This is a genomic window from Pseudooceanicola sp. NS-SX8, assembly GCF_057380755.1.
The window spans coordinates 2301523-2322691 of record NZ_CM170819.1 but is presented as its reverse complement, the minus strand read 5'-3'; the positions used below and the strand labels follow the sequence as shown (position 1 = coordinate 2322691).

21 protein-coding genes are annotated in these 21169 nt (G+C 67.8%); 15 read left to right on the top strand and 6 right to left on the bottom strand.

The genetic code is table 11. From position 1 onward, the window contains the following. Nucleotides 1–107 precede the first annotated feature (107 nt). Nucleotides 108–713, bottom strand: a complete 606-nt coding sequence (pdxH, locus tag AC2IR1_RS10625) for a pyridoxamine 5'-phosphate oxidase (RefSeq protein WP_486476250.1) — start codon at nucleotides 711–713, stop codon at nucleotides 108–110. A gap of 124 nt (nucleotides 714–837) precedes the next feature. On the opposite strand from pdxH, the gene fabI reads away from it, so the two are divergent. From fabI to AC2IR1_RS10605, 4 genes are all read left to right on the top strand, one after another. After that, on the top strand, nucleotides 838–1644 hold the full coding sequence (gene fabI, locus AC2IR1_RS10620) for an enoyl-ACP reductase FabI (protein ID WP_486476249.1): 807 nt from the start codon (nucleotides 838–840) through the stop codon (nucleotides 1642–1644). Nucleotides 1645–1727: 83 nt separating this feature from the next. After that, nucleotides 1728–2360, top strand: coding sequence for a LysE family translocator (locus AC2IR1_RS10615; RefSeq protein ID WP_486476248.1), 633 nt, complete (start codon nucleotides 1728–1730; stop codon nucleotides 2358–2360). A gap of 70 nt (nucleotides 2361–2430) precedes the next feature. Further along, nucleotides 2431–2937 (top strand): xanthine phosphoribosyltransferase, encoded by a 507-nt coding sequence (gene gpt / locus AC2IR1_RS10610; RefSeq protein ID WP_486476247.1) that lies wholly within the window; start codon nucleotides 2431–2433, stop codon nucleotides 2935–2937. Nucleotides 2938–3059: 122 nt separating this feature from the next. Next, nucleotides 3060–3641, top strand: a complete 582-nt coding sequence (locus AC2IR1_RS10605; RefSeq protein ID WP_486476246.1) for an AAA family ATPase — start codon at nucleotides 3060–3062, stop codon at nucleotides 3639–3641. Nucleotides 3642–3701: 60 nt separating this feature from the next. Here the strand turns inward: AC2IR1_RS10605 and AC2IR1_RS10600 are convergent, their stop codons facing one another. Continuing rightward, nucleotides 3702–4169, bottom strand: coding sequence for an Lrp/AsnC family transcriptional regulator (locus AC2IR1_RS10600; RefSeq protein ID WP_486476245.1), 468 nt, complete (start codon nucleotides 4167–4169; stop codon nucleotides 3702–3704). A gap of 143 nt (nucleotides 4170–4312) precedes the next feature. Here AC2IR1_RS10600 and AC2IR1_RS10595 point away from each other — a divergent pair, with 143 nt between their 5' ends. The 3 genes from AC2IR1_RS10595 to AC2IR1_RS10585 all read left to right on the top strand — a co-directional run bounded on the left by AC2IR1_RS10595 (nucleotide 4313) and on the right by AC2IR1_RS10585 (nucleotide 7816). Then, nucleotides 4313–5716 (top strand): aminotransferase, encoded by a 1404-nt coding sequence (locus tag AC2IR1_RS10595; protein ID WP_486476244.1) that lies wholly within the window; start codon nucleotides 4313–4315, stop codon nucleotides 5714–5716. Nucleotides 5717–5806: 90 nt separating this feature from the next. Next, nucleotides 5807–7228 carry an aldehyde dehydrogenase family protein gene (locus AC2IR1_RS10590; RefSeq protein WP_486476243.1) on the top strand — a complete coding sequence of 474 codons (1422 nt, stop codon included), beginning with the start codon at nucleotides 5807–5809 and terminating at the stop codon, nucleotides 7226–7228. 234 nt (nucleotides 7229–7462) lie between these two features. Beyond that, nucleotides 7463–7816, top strand: a complete 354-nt coding sequence (locus AC2IR1_RS10585) for a RidA family protein (RefSeq protein WP_486476242.1) — start codon at nucleotides 7463–7465, stop codon at nucleotides 7814–7816. A gap of 202 nt (nucleotides 7817–8018) precedes the next feature. Here the strand turns inward: AC2IR1_RS10585 and AC2IR1_RS10580 are convergent, their stop codons facing one another. Further along, nucleotides 8019–9158 (bottom strand): CobW family GTP-binding protein, encoded by a 1140-nt coding sequence (locus tag AC2IR1_RS10580; protein ID WP_486476241.1) that lies wholly within the window; start codon nucleotides 9156–9158, stop codon nucleotides 8019–8021. 128 nt (nucleotides 9159–9286) lie between these two features. Beyond that, entirely contained in the window at nucleotides 9287–10147 is an 861-nt protein-coding gene (locus tag AC2IR1_RS10575) for an NmrA family NAD(P)-binding protein (RefSeq protein WP_486476240.1), read from the bottom strand. 205 nt (nucleotides 10148–10352) lie between these two features. Here AC2IR1_RS10575 and AC2IR1_RS10570 point away from each other — a divergent pair, with 205 nt between their 5' ends. Continuing rightward, entirely contained in the window at nucleotides 10353–10697 is a 345-nt protein-coding gene (locus tag AC2IR1_RS10570) for a winged helix-turn-helix transcriptional regulator (protein ID WP_486476402.1), read from the top strand. A gap of 6 nt (nucleotides 10698–10703) precedes the next feature. On the opposite strand, the gene AC2IR1_RS10565 is transcribed toward AC2IR1_RS10570, so the two are convergent. After that, nucleotides 10704–11396, bottom strand: a complete 693-nt coding sequence (locus tag AC2IR1_RS10565; RefSeq protein ID WP_486476239.1) for a DUF4336 domain-containing protein — start codon at nucleotides 11394–11396, stop codon at nucleotides 10704–10706. A 227-nt stretch (nucleotides 11397–11623) separates the two neighbouring features. Here AC2IR1_RS10565 and AC2IR1_RS10560 point away from each other — a divergent pair, with 227 nt between their 5' ends. After that, nucleotides 11624–12805, top strand: coding sequence for an aminotransferase (locus AC2IR1_RS10560; protein WP_486476238.1), 1182 nt, complete (start codon nucleotides 11624–11626; stop codon nucleotides 12803–12805). 176 nt (nucleotides 12806–12981) lie between these two features. Further along, nucleotides 12982–14832, top strand: a complete 1851-nt coding sequence (locus AC2IR1_RS10555; protein WP_486476237.1) for a peptidyl-prolyl cis-trans isomerase — start codon at nucleotides 12982–12984, stop codon at nucleotides 14830–14832. 195 nt (nucleotides 14833–15027) lie between these two features. Here AC2IR1_RS10555 and AC2IR1_RS10550 read toward each other — a convergent pair whose 3' ends face one another. Next, a complete protein-coding gene (locus AC2IR1_RS10550; protein ID WP_486476236.1) occupies nucleotides 15028–16494 on the bottom strand; it encodes a divergent polysaccharide deacetylase family protein in 1467 nt (488 codons plus the stop codon). A 481-nt stretch (nucleotides 16495–16975) separates the two neighbouring features. Here AC2IR1_RS10550 and trpD point away from each other — a divergent pair, with 481 nt between their 5' ends. From trpD to AC2IR1_RS10525, 5 genes are read left to right on the top strand one after another with little or no spacing between them, the layout of a single operon-like run. Continuing rightward, a complete protein-coding gene (trpD, locus tag AC2IR1_RS10545) occupies nucleotides 16976–17995 on the top strand; it encodes an anthranilate phosphoribosyltransferase (protein ID WP_486476235.1) in 1020 nt (339 codons plus the stop codon). Then, nucleotides 17992–18699: a uracil-DNA glycosylase gene (locus AC2IR1_RS10540; RefSeq protein ID WP_486476234.1), complete on the top strand. Its 708-nt coding sequence runs from the start codon at nucleotides 17992–17994 to the stop codon at nucleotides 18697–18699. Before trpD ends, AC2IR1_RS10540 begins: the two co-directional genes overlap by 4 nt. Continuing rightward, on the top strand, nucleotides 18696–19508 hold the full coding sequence (trpC, locus tag AC2IR1_RS10535) for an indole-3-glycerol phosphate synthase TrpC (protein WP_486476233.1): 813 nt from the start codon (nucleotides 18696–18698) through the stop codon (nucleotides 19506–19508). Before AC2IR1_RS10540 ends, trpC begins: the two co-directional genes overlap by 4 nt. Then, nucleotides 19505–19981 (top strand): cyclic pyranopterin monophosphate synthase MoaC, encoded by a 477-nt coding sequence (gene moaC / locus AC2IR1_RS10530; RefSeq protein ID WP_486476401.1) that lies wholly within the window; start codon nucleotides 19505–19507, stop codon nucleotides 19979–19981. The genes trpC and moaC overlap by 4 nt, the downstream gene beginning before the upstream one ends. Next, the gene (locus AC2IR1_RS10525; protein WP_486476232.1) at nucleotides 19978–21162 is read left to right on the top strand and encodes a molybdopterin molybdotransferase MoeA; all 1185 of its coding nucleotides are present in this window, start codon (nucleotides 19978–19980) and stop codon (nucleotides 21160–21162) included. The genes moaC and AC2IR1_RS10525 overlap by 4 nt, the downstream gene beginning before the upstream one ends. Nucleotides 21163–21169: the final 7 nt, after the last annotated feature.

The window sequence follows — 21169 nt, the reverse complement described above, 5'->3', positions numbered from 1 at the left end:
CGCGACGCGTCCCATCTAGCCGCGCAGTACCCCACCGTTTTTATCAACAACATTCGACCGGCCAGTACAAGCCGCTTGTCCATCCTGCCGCTGACTTTGCGGGCATTTTACGGATTCAATCTAAGGATGTCCCATGTCCCTGTCTCCTCCACCCGCGTCCAACGGAAACGATCATGCAGGCGGAACTGTCCGTCCGCCCAGAACTCGATTTCCGTCGGGTCTACCTTGTACCCACCCCAGAACGGAGGCCGCTTCGGACTTGTCCCATGCCTGGCAGTGACCTTTGCCACTTCAGCTAGCAGGGCAGCCCGAGACGCAAGCGGCCGCGATTGCTGCGACGCCCATGCACCCAGTCTGGATTTCAGCGATCGCGACTCGTAGTACGCATCGGCTTCGGGCCCGTCATAGCGGCTCACAACCCCACGCACTCGAATCTGACGACGCAGACTCTTCCAATGCATGACAAACGCAGCTTTGCCCGCGCCGTCAAGTTCATTAGCCTTCGAACTTTCATAATTCGTGTAAAATACGAACCCGTCGGTCAAAATTTCCTTGAGGAGCACCATTCGCACATTTGGCAGGCCATCCGCATCGACGGTGGACAGCGCGATGGCGTTCGGATCGTTCAATTCGCTCGCCTCGGCCTCGTGCAGCCAGGTCCTTGCAAGCTCGAAAGGGTCGTCCCCTGCGAAAATTCCGTCACGATCCGACATCTGTGCGCTCCTTGCTGGTCACAACTGGCGTCAGCAGCCCCCGGTCTTGGCCGGGCAGGCTTGAAGCGCCCTTACCTATCGCTTAAGGGAGTTTGACCGAAAGTTACAGTGGCGGAGCGCGACAATGCCGAACACTCTCATGGCGGGCAAGAAGGGTCTGATCATGGGCCTGGCCAACGATAAATCCATCGCATGGGGCATAGCCAAGGCCCTTTCCGATGCCGGGGCCGAGCTTGCCTTCTCATACATGGGAGAGCAGTTCAAAAAGCGGGTTCTCCCGCTGGCCGAACAACTTGGCGTGGCCAAGCTCTATGATTGCGACGTCTCCTCCGAGGAGTCGATCGACGCGGCCTTTGCCGCGATCAAGGAAGACATGGGCGAGATCGATTTCATCGTTCACGCCATCGGCTTTTCCGACAAGAACGAACTGCGCGGGCGGTACATCGACACCAGCCGCGACAACTTCAAGATGACGATGGACGTCTCCGTCTACAGCTTCACCGCCGTTGCACAGCGCGCGGAAAAGCTGATGCCGAACGGTGGCTCCATGCTGACGCTGACCTATTACGGCGCCGAACAGGTCATGCCTCACTACAATGTGATGGGCATTGCCAAGGCCGCGCTCGAAGCCTCCGTGATGTACCTGGCCGAAGACCTCGGCAAGGACGGCATCCGGGTGAACTCGATCTCCGCCGGCCCGATCAAGACGCTGGCCGCCTCCGGCATCGGCGATTTCCGCTACATCCTGAAGTGGAACGAGCTGAACTCGCCCCTGCGTCGCAACGTGACCATCGACGACGTGGGCAAGTCCGCCCTCTACCTGCTCTCCGATCTCGCCTCCGGCGTCACCGGCGAGAACCTGCACGTCGACTCGGGCTATCACATCGTCGGCATGAAGGCCGTCGACGCGCCCGACATCGACAAGACCTGATCCAGTCCGGCCCCGCCGGATCGAGACGGAGGGGCCAAGGCTCCTCCGTTTTGCGTTTCACCGAAGCCTGCAAGGGGTTTGCCATGCTCTCCGTCCTGCTTTCCGTCTTCGCGGTGCACCTCGTGGCCGCCATTTCCCCCGGTCCGGCGGTGCTGATGACCATGCGCACGGCGATGACCGGCGGCATGGCGCGCGGCGCGGCCTTTGCCGTGGGCGTCGGCATCGGCGCCATGGCCTGGGCCGCCGCGGCCGTGCTGGGGCTGGCCACGCTCTTCGAATTCGCCCCGCGCCTGCTGATCATGCTCAAGATCGTCGGCGCGGCCTACCTGCTGCACCTGGCCTGGAAGATGTGGCGCGGCGCCGATGCGCCGCTGGTGCTGACCACCGCACCCGATGCGCCCGCTCTCGCCCGCCCCTCCCTGCGGGAGCTGGCCCGGCTGACCCTGCGCGCCGTCACCACCCAGCTGGCCAACCCGAAACCGGCCGTCTTCTTCGGCGCCGTCTTCGTCACCGTGGTGCCCCATGATGCGGGCCCCGGGCTCTTTGCCGCCATCCTCGCCGTTGTCTTCTTCAACGAAGCGGCCTGGAACCTCGCCGTTGCACGGATTTTCTCGCTTGAACGCACGCGCGCAGGTTATACACGTCTCAAATCCGCGATCGACCGCACCCTGGGCGCCCTGCTCGCCGCCCTGGGCGTGAAGATCGCGGCCCTCTGACCGCCGTTTTCCGGCCCGCACCGCCGACACAGCAAAGCCCCGAAAGCCAAGAAAAGAAAGAAACGCCGCCATGTCCGATTTCCTGCCGCACGAGAAAGGCTTCCACGTCTCCTGGGACCAGATCCACCGCGATGCCCGCGCCCTGGCCTGGCGCCTGGACAACCAGAGCCCGCTGGACGGCGGCGCCTGGAAGGCCGTCGTGGCGATCACCCGGGGCGGCATGGCGCCGGCGATGATCATTGCCCGCGAACTCGACATTCGCACGGTCGACACGATTTCCGTGAAATCCTACGACCACCAGTCGCAATCCGAAGCCAAGGTGCTGAAGGCCCCCGATGCGGAGATCATGGGCGACGGCACGGGCATCCTGATCATCGACGACCTGGTCGACTCGGGCAAGACGCTGGAACTGGTCCGCGCGCTCTACCCGCAGGCGCATTTCGCGACCGTCTACGCAAAGCCGAAGGGCAAGCCCCAGGTCGACAGCTACATCACCGAAGTCAGCCAGGACACCTGGATCTTCTTCCCCTGGGACATGGCGCTGCAATACGTCGAACCCTACCGCGGCAAGGAATGATCCCTCGCCCAGGCCGCGATCGGAACCTGTTTCAGGGCGCCCCCGTGGCGCCCTTTTCTCTGCCCTGACCCATCTGTCCCGCCATCAACCCTGCCCCATCTTCCCCGAACCGGAGAGACCCGATGATCACCGTAAAGCAGCCGCCCGATCCCTGGCAGGGCCAGACGACAGCCCACGGGCTGGCCGCGGATGAGGTCATCTCGGCCCTGCAGAAATGCCTGCGGCGCGGCATGCTGGAAAACGCCGTGCTTCTGGGGCGGGAAATGTTCCTGACCAGCGCAGAGATGGAAGAGGTGATGTGGTCCCGCCTCTGCGTCATCGCGGTCGAAGACGTCGGCATGGGCGCGCCGCAGATGCCGCAACTTATCGAAACCCTGTTCCAGCAGCACCAGCGCCACCCGCGCCCCTCCCACGACCGGTTCCTCTTCGCCGTCCAGGCCATCCGCCTGATCGCCGAAAGCCAGAAGGACCGCAGCACCGACGACCTGGCCACCTGGGCGCGGCAAAGCATCGACCTGGGCGAACGCCTGCCCGAGATCCCCGATGTCGCGCTGGACATGCACACCCGCCGGGGGCAACAGATGGGCCGCGATTACCGCTATTTCCTGGAAGAGGCCGCCCGCGTCAGCCCGGAAAACCCCGCGCGCGAGGACCGCTGGCGCCGCTGGATCATGGCTGCCCTCGATGCGGGCAAACTGGGCTGAGGCACGCCGCCGGCCCGGCGCCTGTTTCAGACCCAATCTCAGGCCCGCATCTACCGCACCTCAGTCCGGGTCGATGGGCAGGGCAAAGCCCGCCTTCACCCGGTCGATGACGACCATGGTCTTGAACCCGCGGATATCGCGGTTTTCATAGAAGAACCGGCGGGTGAACTGTTCGAAATCCTCCATGTCGCGGGCCGTCACCACCAGGATGAAATCCGCATCCCCCGTGACGTAATACCCCATCATGATCTCCGGCGTGTCGCGGATCGCCGCCTTGAACCGGTCGATGATATCCGCCCGCTCCCGTTCCAGCGTGACCTCCACCAGCGTGGTCAGGCTCTGCCCGATGGCCCGGGGGGAGATGATGGAAACATCCCCCTCGATCACCTTCTCGTCGCGCAGCCGTTTCACCCGCCGCTGGCAGGCCGTGGGCGACAGCCCCGCCAGCTCGCCCAGCTGGTCACTGGTCAGCCGGTTGTTCTCCTGCATGGCGCGCAGGATCTTCAGGTCGATGGCATCTAGCGTCATGGCGCAGCATTCCTCCGCTCTTTGCCAAAAACTTGCAGCTTTCCTGCGCCCATGTCCAGCATCTCGCCGCATCCCGCGCCGCCTGCCGCGCTATTGCTGGGGCAGAGACATCCCTCCAGACAAAAGCCCGAAAGGACCATGGCATGAGCCTCGATATCGCCAAGATCGCACAGATGGACAGGGGCAGCGTCCTGCACCCCTTCACCCAGCTGAAGGACTTCGCCTCCGGCGCGGCCGGCGATCCGACCATCGTCGTCGGCGGCCAGGGCATCCGCATCCAGGACGCCACGGGCCAGGAGCTGATCGACGGCTTCGCCGGGCTCTACTGCGTCAACATCGGCTATGGCCGCACCGAGGTGGCAGAGGCGATCAGCCGCCAGGCCCATCAGCTGGCCTACTACCACTCCTACGCCGGCCACACGACCGAAGCGCTGGCCACCCTGTCGGACCGGCTGGTGCGCATGGCGCCCGGCAAGATGAGCAAGGTGTTCTACGGCATGTCCGGCTCGGACGCCAATGAAACCCAGGCAAAGCTGGTGTGGTACTACAACAACCTGCGCGGCCTGCCCGCCAAGAAGAAGATCATCGCCCGCACCCGCGGCTACCACGGCTGCTCCGTCGTCTCCGGCTCCATGACCGGGATGAGCTTCTATCACGACCACATGGACCTGCCGACCTCGGCCGTGCTGCACACCGGCGCGCCGCACCACTACTGGGGCGCCGAACCCGGCGAGTCGGAGCAGCAGTTCTCCGCCCGCCGCGCGGCGGAGCTGGAAGAGATGATCCTGGCCGAAGGCCCCGACACCATCGGCGCCTTCATCGGTGAACCCGTGCTGGGCACCGGCGGTATCACCCCCCCGCCCGAAGGCTACTGGGCGGCGATCCAGGCCGTGCTGCGCAAGTACGACATCCTGCTGATCGCGGATGAGGTCGTCACCGGCTTCGGCCGCACCGGCGAAATGTTCGGCTCCACCAAATACGGCATGGAACCCGACCTGATCACCGTGGCCAAGGGGCTGACCTCTGCCTATGTGCCGCTCTCGGCCTGCCTTGTCGGCGAAAAGGTCTACAAGGTGCTGGAAGAGGGCGCGGACCGCGTCGGCGCCTTCTCCCACGGCTACACCTACTCCGGCCACCCCATCGGGGTCGCGGCGGCCAATGCCGTGCTCGACATCGTCGAGGGCGAAGACCTGCCCGGCAACGCCCGCAGCACCGGCGCCTACTTCCAGAAACGCCTGCAGGAAACCTTCGCGCAGATGCCCATCGTCGGCGAAGTGCGCGGCACCGGCCTGATGGGCGCGCTGGAATTCGTCGCCGACCGGGAGGCCCGGACCCGCTTCGATCCCGCGCTCAAGGTCGGCGCCCGGATCTCCGCCGCGGCGCGCGAACGCGGCCTGATCGCCCGCGCCATGCCCCACGGCGACATCCTGGGCTTTGCCCCGCCCCTGGTGATCACCCCGGCAGAGGTGGACACCATGGTCGACATCGCCGCCGAGGCCGTCCGCCAGGTGATGAGCGAACTGACCCGCGAAACCGAGATCGCCTGAGCCGTCTGCTCCCCCCCCAACCGATCAACCCCGCCCGGCTCGCGCCGGGCGGGTCCCCTGCCGCCCCTCCCTCGTGACAGGAGCCCGCACATGATCCCCCAGACCCAGATCCCCGCAGCCCGGACCGCCCCCCGCGACATCGCCGTCCTCGATCCCTTCGACGGATCCCTCGCCGGCAGCCTGCCCGAAACCACCGCCGCCCAGGCCGACGCGATCCTGCAGCAGGCCCGTGACGGCGCGCGGCTGTCCCGCGCCCTGCCCCGCCACGCCCGCGCCGCCATCCTCGATACCGCCGCCGCCCGCATCTCCGACCAGGCAGAGGATTTCGCCCGCCGCATCACCCGCGAGGCCGGCAAGACGATCCGCCAGGCCCGCAAGGAGGTCTCCCGCTGCATCAACACGCTGAAACTCTCGGCCGATGAGGCCCGCCGCGGCGGCGGAGAGGTCGTGCCCTTCGACGCCTTCCAGGGCGGAGAGACCCGCCAGGGCTGGTTCACCCGCGAACCGCTGGGCATCATCACGGCCATCACCCCCTTCAACGATCCGCTGAACCTCGTGGCGCACAAGCTCGGCCCGGCCATCGCCGGTGGCAACGCGGTCATCCTCAAACCCTCGGAACTCGCCCCGCTCTCCGCCCTGGCCCTCGTCGCCACCCTCGAAGAGGCGGGCCTGCCGCAGGGCGTGGTCACCCCGGTCGTCGGCGGCGCGCAGCTGGGCGCGGCGCTCGTTGCGGCCCGGGACGTGCGCATGGTCTCCTTCACCGGCGGCTTCCGCACCGGAGAGGCGATCGCGCGCGGCGCCGGGTTGAAGAAGCTGGCCATGGACCTGGGCGGCAACGCCCCCGTCATCGTCATGGGCGATGCCGACCTGGAAGCGGCCGTGGCCGCCTGTGTTTCCGGCGCCTTCTGGGCCGCCGGGCAGAACTGCATCGGCACGCAGCGCATCCTGGTCGCCGCCGATCTCTACGATGCCTTCCGTGACCGCTTCGTCGCCGAAACCGCCCGTCTCATCACCGGCAACCCGGCGGAGGAGGCCACCGATGTCGGCCCCATGATCACCGAAGCCGCCGCCATCCGCGCCGAAACCCTGGTGGCAGAGGCGATCTCCGCCGGGGCCACCCTGCTGCAGGGGCAGGCCCGTCAGGGCGCGCTCTATCCGCCGACCGTCCTGTGCGACGTGCCCCACGATTGCCGCCTCTGGGCGGAAGAGGCCTTCGCCCCCGTGGTCACGCTGGAACCCTTCACCACCCTGGACGAGGCGGTGGAGATGGCCAATGCCATCGACTTCAGCCTGCATGCCGGCATCTTCACCGCCAGCCTGGACACCGCCCTGGCGGCGGCGGACCGGATCGAGGCCGGGGGCGTGATGATCAACGATTCCTCCGACTATCGCTTCGACGCCATGCCCTTCGGCGGCGCGAAATACGGCAGCCTCGGGCGCGAAGGCGTCCGCTTCGCCTACGAGGAAATGACCCAGCCAAAGGTCACCTGCATCAACCGCCGCCCGGGCTGACCCGCCCCGCCGGACCGACAGGACAGGAAGGGGGGCGCAACCGGCGCCCCCCTTCGCGCATCGCTGCCCCCGGGCCGTCCTCTCACGGCCCAACAACCTCACGACCCGGCAACCTCACGGGCCAGCAACCTCACGGGCCACCTTGGCAATGCCCGCCCCTTGCGGGTATCGAGGGCCGGAACGCGCGGCGCCGCCGCCCGCGTCGCCCCTCGACGAAGAACAAGGAGTTATCTGATGTCGGAAATCACGCGCTTCGAGTCCGGCCCCCGGATGAGCCAGATGGTCATTCACGGCAACACCATCTACACCGCCGGCCAGGTCGCCCAGGGCGCTGCAGGCGGCTCTGTCACCGAACAGACCAAGGACATCCTGGGCCGCATCGACGCCCTGCTGGCCGAAGCCGGCGTCGACAAGACCGCCATCCTCTCCGCCACCATCTGGCTGGCCAACATGGATACCTTCGCGGAAATGAACGCCGTCTGGGACGCCTGGGTGCCCGAAGGCCACACCCCCTGCCGCGCCTGCGTCGAATCGCGCCTGGCGACCCCCGACTTCACGGTCGAGATCCAGATCATCGCCGCACGCTGATCGCCCCCGGCGATTTGCACAGGCGATCTGCCCAGCTGATCGGGCCACCTGATCGGTCCCGGGCACAGGAATGAACGACAAAGGGCGCCCCATCGGGCGCCCTTTTGCATGTCTCCCCCTACCCGACTTCGGGCCAACAGTTGACCAGGCAGCCGGGCACGCCCGATCAGGGCCGATGTGGGCCAGCCGGCCCCCAGCAGGATCAAAGCGGCATGGTCACGCCCGGCGCTTCCGGGTCCCAGCTCTCGACACCTTCCTCGGTGCCCTCTTCCGCCTTGCCGGTGTCCAGCACCGCCAGCAGCTTTTCCAGCTCGGGCTTCGGAATGTCGCGGGCGATGATCACCACGCGGCTGCGCGTGTCGCCCTCGGGCCAGCCTTCCAGCGGCACGGGCGGATCGAACAGGTGCTGCACCCCGTGGAAGGCAAAGGGCCGGTCCAGCCCCTCGATCTGCACGATCCCCTTCATCCGCAGGATATCCGGCCCCAGCCGCCGCACCAGCGTGTCCAGCCAGACGTCGAAGACCTGCTCCGGAATGGGCCTGCCCACGGTGATGGAGGCCGTGGCGACCCGGTCGTCGCTGGCATGGTGCGAAGGCGCGCCCAGCTCCACCGGCTTGGCCTTCGGCAGCTTCATCCCCGACAGGCCCGTCAGCGGATCCGCGGCGGGTTCAGGCGCGGACTTCGGCGCCGCCAGCCAGTCCAGCGCCTTCTCCGCCGCCATCGGCTTGCGCTGCATGCCCAGCCCGAAAAGCGCGCCCGAGGGCACCGCCCCCTTCTCGGCCACGATGCGCGGCGCGGTGGGGTTCATCCGGTCCAGCCGGGTTTCCAGCGCGCGGCGCTGCATCGCATCGGCCAGGTCGGCCTTGGTGATGACGATCCGGTCGGCCATGGCCACCTGCGCCTGGGCCTCCGCGTGGCGGTCCAGGGTCTGCGGCCCCAGCACCGCATCCACCGCCGTGACGATCCCGTCCAGCAGGTAGTTCGGCGCCAGCATCCGGTCGACAAGCAGCGTGTGGTGGATGGGCCCCGGATCGGCCAGGCCCGTGGTCTCGATCACCACCCGGTCGAACTGCAGTTCGCCCCGCGCGCGACGGCCCAGCAGCGACATCAGCGTGTTCGCCAGGTCCCCCCGGATCGAACAGCAGATGCAGCCCGATTCCATCAGCACGACATCCTCTGCGGACTTCTCGATCAGGTCGTGATCCAGCCCGGCCTCGCCGAACTCGTTCACCACCACCGCGATGCGGCCCGCCTTGGGATCATGCAGCAGCCGGTTCAGCAGGGTCGTCTTCCCCGCCCCCAGGAACCCCGTCAGCAATGTCACGGGTACAGGTTCAAACATCTCTCGCCTCCTGGTCTTGCAAGACTTGCGACATGTTACTCTGTAACACCTCCCCTCACAAGCCGCCGCCCGCAGACGTGAACGGGGCCCCCGATCTCCCGGAGGCCCCGAACCCCGTCCCCGCGCGCTTATGCCAGCGCGGCGGCCAGGGTCTCCTTCCAGGGCGTCGACTTGCGCCCGATCAGCCCTTCCAGCACATCGCCCGACCCTTCCAGATCGCCATTGCCCGCATGGGCAGAGCTGTCGGCCAGCATATGCGCCACCACCTCGGGCAGGCCCGCGCCCAGGTAGATCTCCTTCAGCGCCGCCTCGGGCATGTCGGCATAGCCGATCTCCTTGCCCGCCACCCGGCTCACCTCGGCGGCGAATTCCGCCATGTCGTAGCTCTCGCTGCCCGCCAGTTCGTAGATGCCCTCGGGGCTCTCGGACACCAGCACGGCCGCCGCCGCCGCCGCGTAATCGGCCCGGGTGGCAGAGCTGTAGCGCCCCGTCCCGCTCGCCCCGATGATCGCACCGGCCTCCAGCGACTGTTCCAGCCCCATCACCATGTTCTCGGTGTACCAGCCATTGCGCAGCAGCGCCGCAGGCAGGCCGGACGCCGCAATCATCTTCTCCGTCGCCACGTGGTCATTGGCCAGCCACAGCCCGGACCGATCAGCCCGCAGGATCGAGGTATAGGCCAGCAACTCCACCCCCTCCGCCTTGGCGGCGGCGATCACGCTCTCATGCTGGGCGGAACGATCCGCGCCCACCTCGCTGGAGGAGATCAGCAGCACCCGCGCGATCCCCTTCATCGCGGCGGCCAGCGCCTCCGCCTCGCCATAGGCGCCCATGCGCACCTCGACACCCTTCGCCTTCAGCACCTCGGCGGCCTCCGCCCGGCGCACCAGCGCCACGACCTGCGCCGCAGGCACCTTTTCCAGCAGGCTGTCCACGACCAGCGCACCCAGTTGGCCCGAGGCCCCCGTCACAAGGATCTTTCCGTCCATCTCTCAACTCCATGTCCCCGACCACCGGTCTTTCCGGCGGTCTCCATCTGGGGTATGGTCTCAGATGTAGACCACCCACCGACCCCCGTGAAGGAGGCACTATTTCATGACAAGGGAACATCCGGGTAACCCCGTGGTGCTGGACGCCTCCGCCCGCGACACCCTGGCCGATTTCTCCGCCAAGGCGTCTGAGGCCACTCTCGACATGGCCAACTGCCCGGTGCGCGACGTGCTGGGCCGGGTCGGCGACAAATGGAGCCTGCTGATCCTCATCGCCCTGTCGCACCGCCCGCACCGCTTCTCTGCCCTGCAGAGGGAGGTCGGCGATATCTCGAAGCGCATGCTCACCCAGTCGCTGCGCACGCTGGAACGCGACGGGCTGGTCTCCCGCCGGGTCTTTCCGACGAAGCCTCCTTCGGTGGAATATGCCCTGACAGCCCTGGGCGAAGCCGCCCTGGTACCCGTCGCGGCGCTGGTGGACTGGGCGGCGGGCGCCCACGACCAGATCCGCGATGCCCGCGCGGCCTATGACGCCGCCGATCCGGGCTGAGACGCCTCAGCGCATCAGCCAGTTGAACGACCGGTGCAGCAGCCCCCGCGCGCCGGTCTTCACCAGCGGGCCATGCGCCAGCAAAAGCTGATCGGGACGCCAGTCCAGAACCTGCATCATTGCCTTGCGCGCCCGCTTGCGACCCACGAAGGCCAGGCGGAACTTCAGCGGCACCAGAGGCTCCTCGCCCACAATCCCGTCGATCCGCGCCACCGTCTCGCGCCAGCCGCCGAACCAGCCCGACGGCATGTTCTGCAACAGGTCCGCCACCAGCAGCGTCTTGCTCATCTTGTGATGAAACAGCACCTCGGTGGTGAAGGCATTGCCGGGCACGACCACCTGGTCGATATGGCCTGCCCAAAGCCGCGGCGCGCGGTCGGTCAGCTCCTGCGCCTGGGGCAGGTCGGGGCGCTTTTCCACCATGCCCGGGCCAAGGTGCACCTCCGCATCCGGATAGACCTCCAGCCAGTCGGACATCCAGCGGTCATGCAGGTGGTTCGGCGCCACCAGCGCACGGACCTCGCCCATCCGGTCCAGGTCGCGGCGCAGCCGGTCCGTCAGCGGGATCGGCGTCCAGACCCACAGCGCCCGGTTCGGCAGCTGCACCACCGCCATGCGGGTCGGGTAGTGGAACCCGGCAGCAGCCGGCGCAACCGGGCCCTCCGCAGTCCAGAGGCCCAGCCCGAAAGGCACCAACATTCCAATTTCCCCGGCGGCAAGCATGCGGCAAAGTACGCAACTTGCCGCGGCGCGGCAAGCTGACGTTAAGGTAAATAAACCTGCTGCGGCGGTTCTCTGCCCGGCCCTTTCCCTCGGCCCCGCCCGCTGCTAGCGTCGCCGGCATCGGGCGTTTTTCGCACCGTCGCGATACCGACGCGATACCGACGTAATACCGACGTTAAAATCGGGCGATTCCGGAGACTTGGATGAACAACTCGGCGACACGTACTAAGGCCACTTTCCTGCCCCCCGTGATGGAGGCGCGCCGCTGGCTGGACGGCGTCGATTTCGGCCCCGACCGCCCGCTCATCAACGTCTCCCAGGCCGCGCCCGTCGCCCCGCCGCCGCCGCCCCTTCTGGCCGCGATGAAAGAGGCGATCGACCGGCCCGAAACCCATCTCTACGGTCCCGTCCTGGGCCTGCCCGCCCTACGCGCCCGCATCGCCGCCGACTGGTCTCAGGCCTATGGCGGCGACATCGCCGCCTCCCAGGTTGCCATCACCGCCGGCTGCAACCAGGCCTTCTGCGCCGCGATCTTCGCGCTCTGTGCCGAAGGGGATGAGGTCATCCTGCCAACGCCTTGGTATTTCAACCATAAAATGTGGCTCGACATGGCGGGCGTCGGCGCCGTTCCGCTCCCCTGCGAGGCCGACATGCTGCCCGATCCGGAGCGGGCGGCGGCGCTGATCACGCCCCGCACCCGGGCCATCGTGCTGGTCTCTCCCAACAACCCCGCGGGCACCGAATACCCGCCGGAACTGATCGCGGCCTTCCGCGACCTCTGCCGGGCGCGCGGGCTGATCCTGATGCTGGATGAAACCTACCGCGACTTCCATTCCTCCGACGCCGCGCCGCATGATCTCTTCACCGATCCCGACTGGGCCGACGTGCTGGTCCATCTCTACTCATTCTCCAAGGCCTACCGGCTGACCGGCCATCGCACCGGGGCCATCATCGCCTCGACCAAGCTATTGGAAGAGATGGAGAAATTTCAGGATTGCGTCGCCATCTGCGCGCCCCAGATGGGCCAGGTCGCGGCGCTCTGGGGGATGGAGAACCTCTCCCAGTGGCTCGCCGGCGAACGGGCAGAGATCCTGGCCCGCCGCCAAGCCATGCTGGCGGGCGCCGACCAGCTGGCGCAGGCCGGCTGGACCCTACATTCCGCCGGGGCCTATTTCGCCTATCTCTCTCATCCGTTTGAGAAATCCTCGGCCGAGCTTGCCCCCGAGCTGGTCCGGACGGCAGGCATCCTTATGCTGCCCGGCACCATGTTCAACCCGGCCGGAGATCCCGCAGGCGCCCGCCAGATGCGGGTCGCCGTGGCCAATCTGGACCGCGCGGGCATCACTGCCTTCCTCGACCGCGTCACGGCCTTCGCCAGCGCCTGACGCGCCGCCGCTGCGCTACCCGCCCCGACCTTTACCGGACGTGATCCCCGCACCGCTTGCCCCTTGCCGGGCAAGGCTTTAACAAGGCCGGCGAAGGCCCGGGCGCCGTCCCGGCCAAGGCATCATGCACCTGCGCCCAACCCTTTGGCGCAGCAGCGAAAACCGGAGGTTGCCGCATGGCGAGCAAGAATTCCAAAGGGCTGGCCTGGATCCTCCTGGCCCTGCTCATCCTCGGGCTCGGCGGCTTCGGCGCCACCAGCTTCACCGGCACGATCAACTCGGTCGGCTCGGTCGGGGGCAAGTCGATCCGCGTCGACAGCTACTCGCGGGAACTGCAGAACCAGATGTCGCAGCTGGGTCAGCAGCTTGGCCAGACCATGACGATCGACCAGGCACAGGCCTTCGGCCTGCCCGACGCGGTGATGAACCAGCTCGTGGTCAACCGCGCCCTGGATGCGGAGGCAGACCGCATCGGCCTGTCCATCGGCGACGCCACCCTGCGTGACCAGATCTACAACATCCCCGCCTTCCAGGGCCCGAACGGCACCTTCGACCGCGAAACCTACAAGTTCGCCCTCGACCGCGCCGGCCTGACCGAAGAGGAATTCGAAAGCGACCTGAGGGAGGAAACCGCCCGTTCGATCCTCCAGGCCGCAGTGGTCGCCGCGACCCGCATGCCCGACACCTATGCCGACACGCTGGTCAACTACCTGTCCGAGACCCGCGCGATCACCATGGTGCGGATGAACCAGGACAATCTGGATGCCCCCATTCCCACCCCCACGGATGCGGAGCTGAAGGCATATTATGACGCCCACGCAGAGGATTACACCGCGCCCGAGAAGAAACGCATCACCTATGCGATGCTCTCCCCGGACTCGCTTCTGGACACCGTGCCCGTCGATCCCGACGCCATCCGCCAGGCCTACGAGGCCCGCATCGACGAGTTCCAGCAGCCCGAACGCCGCCTGGTCGAACGCCTCGTCTACCCCGATGAAGCCAGTGCAGAGGCCGCCAAGGCCCGGCTCGATGCCGGCGAGGCCGACTTCGAAACGCTGGTGCAGGACCGCGGGCTGGAGCTGACGGACATCGACCTGGGCGATGTCTCCAAGGCACAGCTGGGCGCCGCGGGCGATGCCATCTTCGCGGCCGAAAGCGGCACCGTGGTCGGCCCGCTGGACAGCAACCTCGGCCCCGCCCTCTTCCGCATCAACGGCGTCCTGGCGGCCAACAACACCGACTACGGCACCGCCTCCCTGATGATCCGCGAAGAGCTCGCCGCCGATGCCGCCCGCCGGGCCGTCCAGGCGCAGGAGGAACCTTCCGAAGACCTTCTGGCCGGGGGCGCCACCCTAGAAGAGCTGGCGGATGAGACCGACATGACCCTGGGCACCATCGACTGGTACGACGGCCTGTCCGAAGGCATTGCCGCCTATGCCGATTTCGACAATGCTGCCCGTGACCTGACTGCGGACGACTACCCAGAAATCGCCGAGCTTGACGACGGCGGCATCTTCGCCATGCGCCTGGACGAGATCGTTCCGGCCGCGCCCGAACCCTTCGAGGACGTCAAGGATCGCGTCGCCCGCAACTGGGAAGCCGATCAGACCGATCAGGCCCTGCAGGCAAAGGCCCAGGCGCTGATGGACAGCGTCGAAAACGGCGCGACCCTTGAAGATGCGGCCGCAGAGGTCGGCCTGGACGTGATCACCGAACCCGGCGTCACCCGCAACGGCGCGGTCCTGGGCACCCCGACCGGCTTCAACGCCGATGTCTTCGACATGGAGCTGGGGGAGCTGCACATGACCACCGGCTTCGGCGCCGTGATCATTGCCCGCCTGGACGAGATCAAGCCGCCCGCGCAGGACGACGAAAACGCCAGCCAGCTGCGCGATCAGCTCAACGGGCAGCTGTCGTCCTCCCTCGCGCAGGAGGTCTACCAGGCCTATTCCTCCGAGGTCCGCAATTCGATGGATGTCCGCATCGACCAGGACGCGGTGAACGCGGTGATCTCCCAGTTCCGCTGAACCGGAGCAGAGGCTGAAATGAAAACGGCGGTCCCGGATCGGGGCCGCCGTTTTTCGTTTCCCCCGCGCGGCCATCGGGCCGGTCCTATTGGCAGGTCAACTCGCTGAATTTCCAAAGGACCCAGGGAACCACGGTGGTGCGATCGAAGATGGGTGGGCAGGCAGACACGCCCGCCGCGGCGCCTGCCGCCACCGTCAGTCGGCGACTTGCCCTTCTGTCAACACGGCGGAAACCGGCACCAGGTTCACGCGGCTGGCCCTGTCCGCCAGGCCCCAGACCAGCAGGGCAGAGACGGTTTCCGGCCGCAACCGGCCCACCATGACCACGCCCCCCTGTTCCTGCCCGGCTTTCAGCGCGGCATAGTCCAGGAACCGGCGGATGACCTTGCTGTCTTCATCCTGCGCATCGAAATCGCGGAACAGGGTGGTGGCCGGCACGCCCTCTCGCTCCGCCAGCTTGCGCGCCGTGTCCAGCCCTTCGGGATAAAGCAGCAGCCCGCGCCCGCTTGCCGCCAGGGCCTGCGCCAGCTGTTCGGAGCTTTCGCGCCCCCGCTGCAAGACGCCGGGGGCATCTTCCATCACCGCCACCGCCTCCGGTACGTCGTCGAACCATGCCTGGGCGGCCGTCTCCACGTCCACCGGGGTTGCCCCTTCGGGCAGGTCCGCGCGCAACAGCACCTCGAACCCGGCGGCGCGATAGGCGGCCATTGCCTCTTCCGCGTCGGGCCGGCTTGCGTCGATGGCGAAACTGATCGGATAGGGGAAGCTGCGCAGGGAATTCAGGCTGACCCGCTGGTCGCCCTCGTCGATCAGGACAATGGACATGCGCGGCCGCGTGTCGTCGGCATCGTAGTCCGCCGCATAGGCCTTGATCGCCGGCAGGTCTGCGGGCGCGGTCTTGTCCGCCTCCGCGCTCGGGACTTCATCCCGATCGGTCAGCGCGCCGACCGCACCGGATCCGGGCAGGCCCGTGGCGGTTTCCGTGTCGGTCGCCAGTGCCAGGTCGGTGTCCTCTGCCGTCCCGGAGGGTTCTTCTTCCGCGACCTGCGGCAGCCGGTCGGCCCGGGGTGCCTCTGCCTCTGCGCCCGGCAGCCCGGGGGCGGTCTCGATCGCATTCAGGTCAGCCATGGGGAAGCCCGTGGGCGCCGCGTCTTCCGTGTCGCCGTCAACCGTGTTGCCGGCCTCCACATCCCCCGCGGCCTCTTCCTCTGCCAGGGCCATTTGCGGGGCCTCTGCGGGGGCCGTCAGGGGGGCGTCCTCTGCGTCGGGTTCCGCCATGGCGACGGCAGTGTCGGATGTGGCCAGAGGCGGTTCCCCGGCACGCGGGGCCTCGGGCGTTTCAGTTGGGGGCGCAGGCGCGGGTTGCTCCGGCGCCTGGGCGATTTGCGGTTGGGCAAGCTCTCCGTCGGTCGCAGGGCTGTCGACCTCCGCCTGCATCGCGTCCGGTTCCGACACCGGCTCGGGTTGCGTCACCGGGGCCTCAGCCGTCTGCGCGCCCTCGGTTCCGTCGGCAAGCGTCGGGGCCTCGTCCCCTTCTACAGGGTCGGTTTGCAGCGCGTCAGGCGCTGCGCCCACCTCCGGCGCGCCTGCCTCAGGGGTCTCTGCGGTCGTTTCAGCCTCGGGTGCGGCCACTTCAGGTTCAGCCAGTGCTGGTTCAGCCAAATCAGTTTCAGCGGGAGGGACGACCGCAGACGGCTCCTCTGCCTGCCCCGCCACTTGCTGGGGGCCGCGCTGTGGCGGCGCCCCCAGCAGCGATGCCACCGTAAGGGCCGCCCCCGTCAGAACGGTGCCCCAGACAAATCCCGAAATCGTGCCACGTGCCACGTCTGTACTCTCGCTCCTGCCGGGTTGCCCCGGGCCTCTCGCCGGACCTTGACCGGCCCGTGCTCTGTCGATCCGGCCGGAAGGGCCGCCGCGGGGACATTGCCCGCGACACGGGGTTCTGGGCCTTGACGCTGCCGGGCTGGCGCGGGATCAATGCACCGCGCGACATCGCCTGCCGCCGGCATCCGCCCGGCCCCCGGCTTCGCCGCCATCGCGGACCGCCCTGCGGCCCCTAAAGCCGATCGCCGCCCCTTCCTTTGGGGTGTGTGGGAACTATACCACCATATCCGCCCTCGGAAAGGGGGTGAGGAGAGCCCAGATGTCCGACGCCATCAAGCCGCTTATCGCCGCCGCAGCAGACCGCCCCCTGACCCGCGAAGAAGCCGGAACCGCCTTCCAGATCCTCTTCGAGGGCGAAGCGACCCCGGCCCAGATCGGCGGCTTCCTCATGGCCCTGCGCACCCGTGGCGAAACGGTGGAGGAATATACCGCCGCCGCCTCGGTGATGCGGTCCAAGTGCAATCCGGTGACGGCCCCCGAAGGGGCCATGGACATCGTCGGCACCGGCGGCGACGGCAAGGGCACGCTGAACATCTCCACCGCGACGGCCTTCGTGGTTGCGGGCGCGGGCGTCCCCGTGGCCAAGCACGGCAACCGGAACCTCAGCTCCAAGTCCGGCTCCGCCGACGCGCTGTCGGAAATGGGCGTGAAGGTCATGGTCGGCCCCGAAGTGGTCCAACAGGCCCTGGCAGAGACCGGCATCGCCTTCATGATGGCCCCCATGCACCACCCCGCCATGGCCCATGTCGGCCCGGCCCGGGTCGAACTGGGCACCCGCACGATCTTCAACATCCTCGGCCCGCTGACCAACCCCGCAGGCGTCACCCGGCAGCTGACCGGCGCCTACTCACGCGACGTGATCCGGCCCATGGCCGAAACCCTGGGCGCGCTCGGCTCTCACAAGGCCTGGCTGGTCCACGGGTCCGACGGAACGGATGAACTGGCGATCTCCGGCACCTCCTGGGTGGCCGAACTGGCCGAAGACGGCACGGTCAGCGAGTTCGAGATCCACCCCGATGACGCCGGCCTGCCCATCCACCCCTTCGAAGCCATCATCGGGGGCACCCCGGCCGAAAACGCCCAGGCCTTCCGCGCGCTGCTGAACGGTCAGCACAACGCCTACCGCGATGCGGTGCTGCTGAATTCCGCCGCGGCCCTTGTCGTTTCGGGCCTGACGAACAGCCTGACCGAAGCGGCAGCGATGGCGGCCGAAAGCATCGACAGCGGTGCCGCCCTGGCGAAAGTCGAAGCCCTGGCAAAGATCACATCGGCCGCATGACCGCCCCCCGCGACGCGCAGCCGGGCGAAGAGCCCGCCCCCCCGGCGGCCTGGGCGGATCTGCCTTTCTTTGCAACCGACTACCCCCGTATCGTCCAGGCCCTGGCGGAGGACCGGCGACAGATCCTGCCCCCCGCCCCGCAGCGTTTCGCCGCGCTGGAGGCCTGCCCGCCGGACAGCGTGCGGGTGGTCATCCTCGGCCAGGACCCCTACCCGACGCCCGGCCATGCCCATGGCCTGGCCTTCTCCGCCGCGCCGGAAGTACGCCCCCTGCCGCGATCCCTGGGCAATATCTACAAAGAGATGCAGGAAGACCTGGGCGCCTGCCCGCCCAATGCCGACCTGCGGTTCCTGGCCAACCAGGGCGTTCTTCTGCTCAACACCGCGCTCTCCGTTCCTGCCGGCGAAGCGGGCGCGCACGCGAAACTCGGCTGGGCCATGCTGACCGCCCAGGTCCTGGGCCGTCTCTCCGCCACGCCCCGGGCCTTCCTGCTTTGGGGGAAACCTGCGCAGGGGTATGCGCGTTATATCGCCGGGACCGATCACCTCGTGGTGGCATCGCCCCACCCCTCGCCGCTCTCTGCCCGGCGCGGCTTTTTCGGCTCGCGCCCATTTTCAAAGGTGAACAACTGGCTTAGAGCGAGAGGGGAGACGGAAATCGACTGGACCGGGACAAGGTCCGCGCAAGAGGGAGCCCAGGCATGAGCGAAACCGTGCTGGACCGCATCAAGGCCTACAAGCTGGAAGAGATCGCCGCCGACAAGGAAGCCAAGCCGCTGTCCGAGGTCGAGGCAGAGGCCCGCGCGGCATCGCCCGTGCGCGGCTTCGCCGATGCGCTGCACGAAGCTTCCCGCACCGGCTACGGCCTGATTGCGGAGGTCAAGAAGGCCTCCCCCTCCAAGGGGTTGATCCGCGAAGACTTCGATCCCGCCACCATCGCCGCCGCCTACGAAGCGGGCGGCGCGGCGTGCCTTTCGGTGCTGACCGACACGCCCTCCTTCCAGGGCGCCAAGGAATTCCTGGTGGAGGCCCGCGAGGCCTGCAAGCTGCCGGTGCTGCGCAAGGATTTCATGTATGACACCTACCAGGTGGCAGAGGCCCGCGCGCTCGGCGCCGACTGCATCCTGATCGTCATGGCTTCCGTCACCGACGCCCAGGCGCAGGAGCTGGAATCCGCCGCCTTCCACTGGGGCATGGACGCGCTGATCGAGGTCCACAACCAGGAAGAGCTGGAACGCGCCGCCTCGCTGGAAAGCCGCCTGCTGGGCATCAACAACCGCAACCTGAAGACCTTCGAAACCTCGCTGGACACCACGCGGAAGCTCTCCCGCATGGCGCCGGAGGATCGCATCCTGGTCTCCGAAAGCGGGCTCTTCACCCCTGAGGACCTGGCCGACATGGCACGTTTTGGCACCCGCTGCTTCCTGATCGGCGAAAGCCTGATGCGGCAGGACGATGTGACCGCTGCCACCCGCAAACTGCTCGCCCAGCCTGCCGGGGGGGTGGGGTTCTGATGCCTCTCAGCCATTTCGACGGCAAGGGCGATGCGCATATGGTCGATGTCTCGGCCAAGCCGGTGACGGCGCGGATCGCCACCGCCTGCGGCTGGGTGAAAATGCGGCCCGAAACCCTGGCCCTGATCACCTCGGGCGAGACGAAGAAGGGCGACGTGCCCGGAATTGCCCGGCTGGCGGGCATCATGGGCGCCAAGAAGACGTCGGAGCTGATCCCGCTCTGTCATCCGCTGCCGATCACCAAGGCCGCGGTGGAGATCACCCCCGATCCCGATCTGCCGGGCCTTCGGATCGAGGCAACGGTCAAGACCTCCGGTCAGACCGGGGTCGAGATGGAGGCCCTCACCGCGGTTTCCGTGGCGACCCTGACCGTCTACGACATGGTCAAGGCGGCGGACAAGGGCATGGAAATCGGCGGCATCCGCCTGCTGCTGAAGGATGGCGGCAAATCCGGCCGGTTCGAAGCGGAATGATCTCGGTCGAGGACGCCCTTCAGGCGCTTTTCGCCCTGACCCGCCCCCTGGATGTCGAAGAGGTGCCCCTGCGCCAGTCCGCCGGCCGCGTCATGCGCGCCGATGTGCACGCCTTCCGCGATCAGCCGCCCTTTGCGGGCTCCGCCATGGATGGCTACGCGGTGATCGCCGCGGATGCCGTACCGGGCGCCCGTTTCACCGTGATCGGTGAAAGCGCCGCCGGGGCGCGCTTCGATGGCACCGTCGGCCCGGGCCAGGCCGTGCGCATCTTCACCGGCGCGCCCGTGCCCCCCGGCGCCACCCGCGTTGTCCTGCAAGAGGACGTCACCCGCGACGGCGACACGATCACGCTCGGCGACAGGCTCGATACCGGGCCGCACATCCGGCCGGCGGGTGTCGATTTCACCGATGGTCAGGTCTTTTCGGCACCGCGCCTGCTGCGCCCCGCCGACGTGGCGCTGCTTGCGGCGATGAACCAGCCGCGCGTCACGGTCTCCCGCAGGCCGGAAGTCGCCGTGATCACCACCGGGGACGAGCTCGTCCTGCCCGGCGACACACCCGGCCCGGACCAGATCATCGCCTCCAACACCTTCGGGCTCGAAGCGCTCTTCCACGCCGCCGGTGCCCGGGTGCGCCTGCTGCCCATTGCCCGTGACAGCCGCGCCTCGCTGGCGGCGACCTTCCGCCTTGCCGCCGGGGCCGACCTGGTAGTGACCATCGGCGGGGCCTCCGTCGGCGATCATGACCTCGTGGGGCGCGTCGCCGCCGACCTCGGCATGGCGCAGAGCTTCTACAAGGTCGCGATGCGGCCGGGCAAACCGCTGATGGCCGGTCGCATGGGGGCCGACATGGGCGGCGCCATGATGATAGGTCTGCCGGGCAACCCCGTGTCCGCCATGGTCTGCGGCCATGTCTTCGTGGTGCCCGTCCTGCGTGCCTTCCAGGGCCTGCCCCCGACGGCCGCGCCGCTGTCCTACGCCCCCCTGCTGCAGGACCTGCCCGCCAACGGCCCCCGCGCCCATTACATGCGCGCGCGCCTCTCCCCGGAAGGGTTGAGCCCCTTCGGCTCCCAGGACAGCTCCCTCCTCACCATCCTGAGCGAGGCTGACGCCCTCATCCTGCGCCCGCCCGGTGCCCCCGCCGCACCGGCGGGCGAGCTGCTGCCCTACCTGCCCATCTGATCGCGCC